5 protein-coding genes and 1 pseudogene are annotated in these 7,561 nt (G+C 44.6%); 3 read left to right on the forward strand and 3 right to left on the reverse strand.

What is annotated here, in order from left to right; genetic code table 11:
- Positions 1 to 3,531, reverse strand: a 3,531-nt coding sequence (locus tag M23134_RS36735; RefSeq protein WP_002706018.1) for a hypothetical protein, incomplete at its 3' end; no start/stop codon positions are given.
- A gap of 310 nt (positions 3,532 to 3,841) precedes the next feature.
- Between M23134_RS36735 and M23134_RS36740 the strand changes: the two genes are divergently transcribed.
- The 3 genes from M23134_RS36740 (at position 3,842) to M23134_RS36750 (ending at position 5,257) form a co-directional block, all read left to right on the forward strand.
- Positions 3,842 to 4,306 (forward strand): hypothetical protein, encoded by a 465-nt coding sequence (locus M23134_RS36740; RefSeq protein WP_002706020.1) that lies wholly within the window; start codon positions 3,842 to 3,844, stop codon positions 4,304 to 4,306.
- Between the two features lie 73 nt (positions 4,307 to 4,379).
- Positions 4,380 to 4,787, forward strand: coding sequence for a helix-turn-helix domain-containing protein (locus tag M23134_RS40340; RefSeq protein ID WP_002706021.1), 408 nt, complete (start codon positions 4,380 to 4,382; stop codon positions 4,785 to 4,787).
- A gap of 5 nt (positions 4,788 to 4,792) precedes the next feature.
- A complete protein-coding gene (locus M23134_RS36750; RefSeq protein ID WP_002706023.1) occupies positions 4,793 to 5,257 on the forward strand; it encodes a hypothetical protein in 465 nt (154 codons plus the stop codon).
- Between the two features lie 147 nt (positions 5,258 to 5,404).
- Here the strand turns inward: M23134_RS36750 and M23134_RS36755 are convergent, their stop codons facing one another.
- Together M23134_RS36755 and M23134_RS36760 are read right to left on the reverse strand one after the other, a co-directional pair.
- Positions 5,405 to 6,001 (reverse strand): tRNA-(ms[2]io[6]A)-hydroxylase, encoded by a 597-nt coding sequence (locus M23134_RS36755; RefSeq protein WP_002706026.1) that lies wholly within the window; start codon positions 5,999 to 6,001, stop codon positions 5,405 to 5,407.
- Positions 6,002 to 6,255: 254 nt separating this feature from the next.
- Positions 6,256 to 7,169: pseudogene (locus tag M23134_RS36760) on the reverse strand (aspartate carbamoyltransferase catalytic subunit).
- Positions 7,170 to 7,561 lie beyond the last annotated feature (392 nt).

Here is a 7,561-nt window from a genome sequence, read left to right on the forward strand (position 1 = left end):
AATTTTGCCCAGAACGCCATTGACATGAGCCACTTGAACGTCATCAAAGAATTTTGTCCTTAAATCTAATATTTTACTTTTTACAAGGTTAGCCAAGTCTCTATCTGCCTGGGAGTTTTTAATACTGCGCGCTATTTTTTCCAAGGTTTTTATTTGCCCTTGAATTTTTGAGAAAATTTCACGCTCAATTTTGCTCGCCATTACTATTTTTACTCCTTTATTTTGAGTAATAGCGCGTACATAATGTGATTCTCCATTCATAGAGAAGGGGACTTTAATAGAGGCAGGTGGAGCTTGGTCTTTTTTGTTTTTTTCATCCTGATCCTTCTTAACATCCTTCCCTTTATCTCCTTTCTTCTTCTTCCCAAAGCTCCTGATCTTCTTCCTAATAAACGCCATCACCTTCGCAATCAAATCATCCAAAGGTTTGCGTAGCTTCGCCAATATTCTCTTGATGCGGGCACTTACATTGCCCAGGCGCAGCATGCGCGCCATAAAGTCGAGCAGGAGGGGGATAAAGTTGGCGAGGGTGTTTTCTATAAACTTCGCGGCTTCGCCCAGCATGCCCATGGCTATTTTGCCCACCGACGATACAATGTTTTGGATAATCTGTACAATGCGCTCCCAGTTGTTGATGAGCCACATCGCAAAGTCATAAATCGCCAAAATTGCCTGCACAATGGCCCCGGCGGGGTTCAGCATCGAGAGTATCTTAATGGTGGCTTGTTTTACCACCGACACAATGAGCCAGTTTTGGATTTCACTGAGCACCGCTTCTTTGATTTCGGCGGCCTTTTCTGACAGCATGTCCCACATGGCCTCCACAAACCCCTTCTCCTTGATGGTTTGCAGCAGCTCCAGTCCGGCGCCCCCGGCTTCTTCGGCACGTGCCAGGTTTTCTTCGCCCACCTCTTTGGCTATTCGGGCGCGTATCACCGTCCAGTCGAGCCCCATGATCTGTAGCACCACCGAAAAAATACCCTTCAAATCCCACTTTTGCGGCAAGTTCAAACCAATGCCACCCATGGCGCCGGTGAGCCAGGCAAATAAACCGTTTTTGAGGTGTTTGCCAATGTTGCCCACAAAACCATTGAAACCCTTGCCCACTGCCTCTACCACATTCTGGAAAAAGCCCATGGGGTCGGTCACTATCTTAGTGAGCACCTCTATGCCCTGGTTGATAAACTGGTCTATTTGTTCGGTGCTAAACCCACTGCTGGAGAGCACCCACTTAAAGAATTTATAGGCAGCATCGGTCAAAAACTTCGCTACCTGGTTTAGCAAACCTTTGAGGCGTTCTTTGATCTCAGCTATCTTTTTGTCTACCTCCTCAATCGCTTTTTTGCGTTGGGCTTCGAGGTAGCGTTTCAGCTCGGCGGCTTTTTGGTCTACCTCGCTGTCGAGCTTGTTGAGCTGCTTGCGTATTTTTTGGTAAGCCTCTTTAGCTATTTTCTGGAAAGCCGGCCCCTGTTCCTTTACAATGTTTTCGAGGGCAGTATTGGCCTCTTCAATGATCTTTTTGCACGCCGCCACCTCGCTTTCTACATAGCTTATAATAGCCGCAATCTCTTTTTCTATAGTAGAAATAAACAGCGCCCGCTCGCTCTCAAAAATCTTCAGCACCTGGGGCAGGTCGCTGGTATCTTCAAACCACGAGCGTCCAATGTTGTACAACAAGCTGCCCAGGCTTTGCCCTTTTTTGTAGTAGCGGTCATCGTGAAACTTGTCCAAACGTGTTTCCACGTTGTGGGTAAAAGTATGCATTGCCCTGCGTTTGGCACGGCTAAAGCGGGTTTTCACCTCCGAGTCGAGCTTGCCCAGGCGTTCGGTCACCGCCTTGCGGGTGCGGGTATGCACCTCCTCCATTTTAGCGGTAATCTCGGCGCGTTTGGTTTCAAGCTCAGACTTGGCACGTCCTTGCTGTCCCCGGCTGGCTTTGAGCTGTTCATCGCGGTTGGCGCGCATATGCCCCCGTTTTGCCTGCTCTTTGTCCTTAATGGCTTTTGCCATCACATCGTGCTTCGCTTTCTCAGTTTTGCGAATTTTGTCGGCGCCCGTTGCCGACTCCTCCTGTACCTTCTCGTACTGGTCTATGCCCCGGCGCAGGTCTTCCGACTTTGCCTCGCTAAACTGGGCGTAAGAAATGGCCTCTCCCTCGCCAATTTTTTCCTTTTTCAGAATCTTGGTCGCCTCTGCGCCCGACTGCCTGATAGACTCCAGCTGTTCGTCGGGCACTTTTTGTTTGGCCTTCAGCTCCTCTACATCCATCAAAGCCGTATTCTGTGCTTTTTCTATGTCGGGCAATGCCTTGGCAGAGCGCGGCTTTTCGCCCAAACCAGGGTTGTCTATCTCTTTAAAATCGTTGCCTACTTCCTGGGTTTTTACTTCTACCTTCCCAAACAGCTCGCTCACCCCTTCTTCTGCCGTTTTGTTGAGCTTGCCCATAAACTCCTCGTCTTGCAACTGGTCAGCGTTTTTGGGGGTACTATCTACCAAAGCCTTTTTAAACTTACTGGCAGCCTGGGCAATGCTGCCCTGGTCGGTTTTTTTCACCTCCTTCTTGCTCAAGCCCTTCACGTCTTCCGCCGATTTTTCGGCATTGCTCGCCTTCTGCGGAATCACCTCGGCATCTTTGGTTTGCTTCACCTTCAGCACCGCCGGGGTTTTCTTTTTCTCTGCCTGTTGGGTTTTGGCAATCTTTTGCTTGTTTTTATCTACCACAGGTTTGGTCGCCTTCAGCATACCTGCCTTGGGCTTACCCTTCTCCTGGTCGATGCGTGCCGCCATTCGTTTTTCACTATCGGCAAACTCAGGGCGGGGAATGTTTGTCATCCGTTGGCCGTTGCCCCCTTCTTTATTGGCGCCCTTGCCGCCCGACTTCTTGCCCGACACACCGCCGCCACTTTTGCCCCCCGGCGCTGTTTTCTTTTCTCCGCCGCCCGAAGGGGTATCCTGCGTCCCCGATTTGATGTCTTTATCCTGGCTGCTGGTTTTGTCGGTAGTTTGAATTTTCACCTCAAGCGTCTTGTCGGTGGTAGTAGGGTCCTTGGTTGTTTTGTCCGAGATTTCCTTTTCAGAATGGGTGGTTTCCTTGGGTTGGTCAGGGTCTTTTTTAGTCTCTTGTGGGTCTTTGGTCAACGCCTCAAGCCCCGCCTCTTTCTCCAGTTGTTTTACCTGTGCTTTCTCTTTGCTGGTGTCGTTGGTCGGTGGTGGGGTAGAGGTTTCCTGGGTTTTGGTAGAGGTGGCTTTCTCTGGTGCCAGCTTCTCCTTTTCCTGGGTGGGGGTGTCAGGCGAGCCAGTTTGCTTTTTGTCGGGCGAAGGCGTCCCCGGTTTGTCCTGCTTTTTCGACAAAGGCGTTGTTTGAGTAGAGCCATTGCCTTCTTCAGAAGTCGTTTTTGGGGTTTGCTCTTGCTCAAAACGTTTTTTATAAAACTCCAGACGTTTGAGGTATTCGCTGCCTGAAATGCCCTCTTGCGACGCTGTATCTTCCTTCTTTTTTTGAGTAGTTAAGTTACGATTTTTATATTCCATAATGTAATGGGAGGATATACTGATGACCACAATTAATCACACAAAACTAACCGATTTTCTTGGTTTTGCCAAGCTTTGCGGGCTTGTTTGCTTGCCAAAATTGCCCGCTAAATTTGGTGGGCAAGTACTTTAGCAAAAACCTTGCAGTGAATAATTTACAGTAGGGTGTATAGCCCTTTAACAATGATGTCTTATGATAGCTGGGTGGTTTTGATCATATTGCTTTGTGTTGTATAATTCAGTATAATTGTAAGCAACCCTCAACAAAAATAAATATGCCAAGCGTAGGTGGTTTGGGGTTATCAAAACATTGTCTCATTTTTTACGTTTTGAAGTTAACTTAAAAGTGAATATATTTGCAAAAATAGTTGAAATTCAACAATTTAATAAAGTTACCTACTATTCTGTCAAGTTAGAAAACGTTGCTTATAGCGAGTTTGAAGATTTTATAAATAGACATGCAAATAATGTTGAGGTAGAAGAAGAGTACCAATATATTATAAGCCTAATTCAGCAAATAGGGGAAAATATAGGGGCAAAAAAGAGGTACTTCAGACATGAACAAAGAGCAGAAGCTTTGCCACCACCTGCAAAACTCATAGAAATAGATTATAACAATAACCTTAGGCTTTATTGCATGAGAGTATGCGATAGCATTGTGATTTTATTTAATGGGGGGATTAAATCAAAGGAGGCGAAAACTGCACAGGAGTGTTTGGTAGTAAAACCGCATTTTGACTTAGCGAATAAACTCGTAAAAAAATTGATGAATTGATCAGAGAGCGAGAGATTGAAGTAGATGATATAAATCAAGTATTGATCATTGATGATAACACAGAAATTGAATTATGAAAAAAGAACTCATATCAAGTGCGGCTCAAAAAGTAAAGCCAGAAATTAAACAAAATGTAAAAAAGAACCTGGCGATTACTGAGCAGATATTTGAAATACTGGAAAGCAAAGGGTGGACACAAAAAGATCTTGCAAAAAAAATGGGCAAGCATGAATCAGAGGTAAGTAAATGGCTATCGGGTTTGCATAACCTAACTGTTAAAACAATTACTAAATTAGAAGTAGTTTTAGGTGAAGATATTATTTTAACTCCTACAGAAGCACAAAAACAATATCAAGAAACAAAAAGTACAACTGTAGAAGTGAGCAGGGTTATTCGTAGTAAAAGGAAAATGTTAGATTCAGTTCAGCCTGTTTATGATTGGCAAAAAAACTCATCAGTTGATACTTTTAAAATAGCCTAAGAACAATGGAAAGAGCTGCTATCCAACCTGATAAAATTCAAGTTTCACGTGTGACAGTTTTTAAAAGCAATATTGAAGCTTCTACCAGTTTTCTAAACGGTAGAGCAACTCCCGTTTCACATAAATTTTCCTTTTCTCAAGAGACAGGACTCGACCTTGAACAGTCGTTGATAGGTATCAGGTTATATGTTCTATTGGATGGTCAAGACGAAAATGACGAGTTACTCGAGTTGAAGGGACGCTTTGGCATCGAGTTTGAGTTTGAAGTAGAAAATCTAAGGGACTTTGTAGAAGTAAAAAACAGTGGAGAAATTATACTTGATGCTGTATTTGCAGCAACTATTATGGGCATAGCCTATTCAACCGCCCGGGGCATTGTATTCCAAAAAACAGAAGGTACTATCTTATCGGGTGTTATATTGCCTATACTTGACCCTGCAAGTCTATTAAAAAAGGATACAAAAGTGTAAAAACCTCAAGCCATTGCTTGCCACAGCTCAAGGTTTTTGGGTAACATGATATAACAGCACTGAACCATTGAACCATCGACTATTAACCGTAGCTCAAGCAAAGGCTAAAAGCTTTATCAAGAAACCACCAGCAACTACCACCTACCCCTAATGCAAAGCAGCCCTTATCTCCAGCCCCTGCAAAATCTTCGCCTCCTCGTCTACCATATACTGCAATTGGTTTTGCACATCGGCTTCGGGCAAATAACGCAACGCCATCGCAATAAAACTCTCCCCGTGGCGTGCCTCCGACTCCCACAACAATTGATAAAACCGTTTCAGGTCAGGTTCCCTATCAGCACTTAGTCCATCGGCAATCAGCTTAAAACGCTCGCAACCCCGCCACTCTACCAACGACGCCAAAATCAGACGATCCATAAAACGCTCCTCGCGGGTAGAGCGACACAAACCCACCAATTGTTTGATGTACAAGTCTTTAGCCATTCCTTCGGGCAACAACACCCCCCGGCGTTCCATTATTTTGTATACTTGTTTGAAGTGTTGCAGCTCCTCAACCCCAATGTCAATCAACTCAGGGATAATTTCGGTGCGGTTGGGAAACTTGGCAACAAAACTCATCGCCATAGCCGACGCCTTGCGTTCACAATCGGCGTGGTCTTGCAAAAATGCATCAAAATCGTTCAACACCGCATCTAGCCAGGCCTGAGGCGAAGCCACCTGCAACATATTAATATCGTATTCCATATTTTTTATCAAATTTGATAATATGCGAAAAAATGAATGATAGCTTCAAGCCACAAGTGTGTCTATAGCTTTAAGTTTCAAGCGACAAGCCACAAGTGCACCTATAGCTTTGAGTTTCCCTCCTGACGCCTTCGTTTGTGTCCCCACAAACGAATAAAGCTATGCATCTAGAGCTTTAAGTTTCAAACGACAAGTGCTCCTCTAGCTTGAAGCTTGTCGCTTACACCTTGCCCCTGTCAGAGCTTCCAACCAAATCACGGTTTAATCCCCTCGGCAAGCAAGTACAACACCGCCATGCGCACCGCCACCCCGTTTTCTACCTGATCGAGTATAATGGCGTGGTCAGAGTCCGCCACATCACTGCTGAGCTCTATGCCCCGGTTGATGGGTCCAGGGTGCATCACCGTAATCTCCTTGTCGAGACGCTCAAGGCGGCTTTTGTCAATGCCATAATACAAAGAATACTCCCGCAGCGACGGAAAATACTTGATTTGTTGGCGCTCAAGCTGAATACGCAACACATTGGCCACATCGCACCACTCCAGCGCCTTTTGTACGTCTAACTCTACCTTTACCCCCAACGACTCTATGTACTTGGGCAACAGCGTAATAGGCCCGCATACCATTACCTCAGCCCCCAGTTTCTGAAAAGCAAAAATATTGGACAAAGCCACCCGTGAGTGCAAAATATCCCCTACAATCACCACCTTTTTTCCGGCTACCTCGCCCAACTTTTCATTGACCGAAAACGAGTCTAGCAAAGCTTGTGTGGGGTGTTCGTGGGTGCCATCGCCTGCGTTTACAATGCGCGCGTCTACTCGCTTAGACAAGTAATGGGCGGCGCCCACACTTGAGTGCCGCATTACCACCATGTCTACCTTCATAGCCAAAATATTATTGACCGTATCGAGTAAGGTTTCCCCCTTTTTTACCGAGCTGCCCGATGCCGAAAAGTTGACCACATCGGCCGACAAGCGTTTTTCGGCAAGTTCAAACGAAAGTTTGGTGCGGGTAGAGTTTTCAAAAAAAACATTGGCAATGGTGATGTCCCTGAGCGAGGGTACTTTTTTGATGGGGCGATTAATTACATCCTTAAAATGGCTTGCCATCTCAAATATGCGTTGTATATCGTTTTTGAGATGTCCTTAATACCTAATAAATGCCGCATGTTGTTGTTTATAAGTTAATTAGCAACAAGGGGTAAGCGACAAGTGACAAGCTCTAGAGGTTGTTTTGTTAGAACCAAAAGCCTTATAAAACATGGAGAAATTATAACCCTTCAACAAACTCTTAAAAGCCTATAAAATACTTGAAGCTTGCCTCTTGTAGCTTGAAGCTTCCAAATGGTTCGCAAGTTCGATATTTTGAATTGTTTTACTACTTTTCGCATAAAAAAAAATTAGGTTAGTGTGTAAAAAAATGTGATTCACCTATTTTTTTTATCAGATTTACTACCTTTCCGTATTCAACATCCGATCATATTTTTTTTCAATTTTTTTATTCCCAAATAAAACAATTATGACAAAAATTTTTACACTATTAATGATTGCCTTCTGTCTG

It is taken from the genome of Microscilla marina ATCC 23134 (genome assembly GCF_000169175.1).
GTDB classification, from domain to species: domain Bacteria; phylum Bacteroidota; class Bacteroidia; order Cytophagales; family Microscillaceae; genus Microscilla; species Microscilla marina.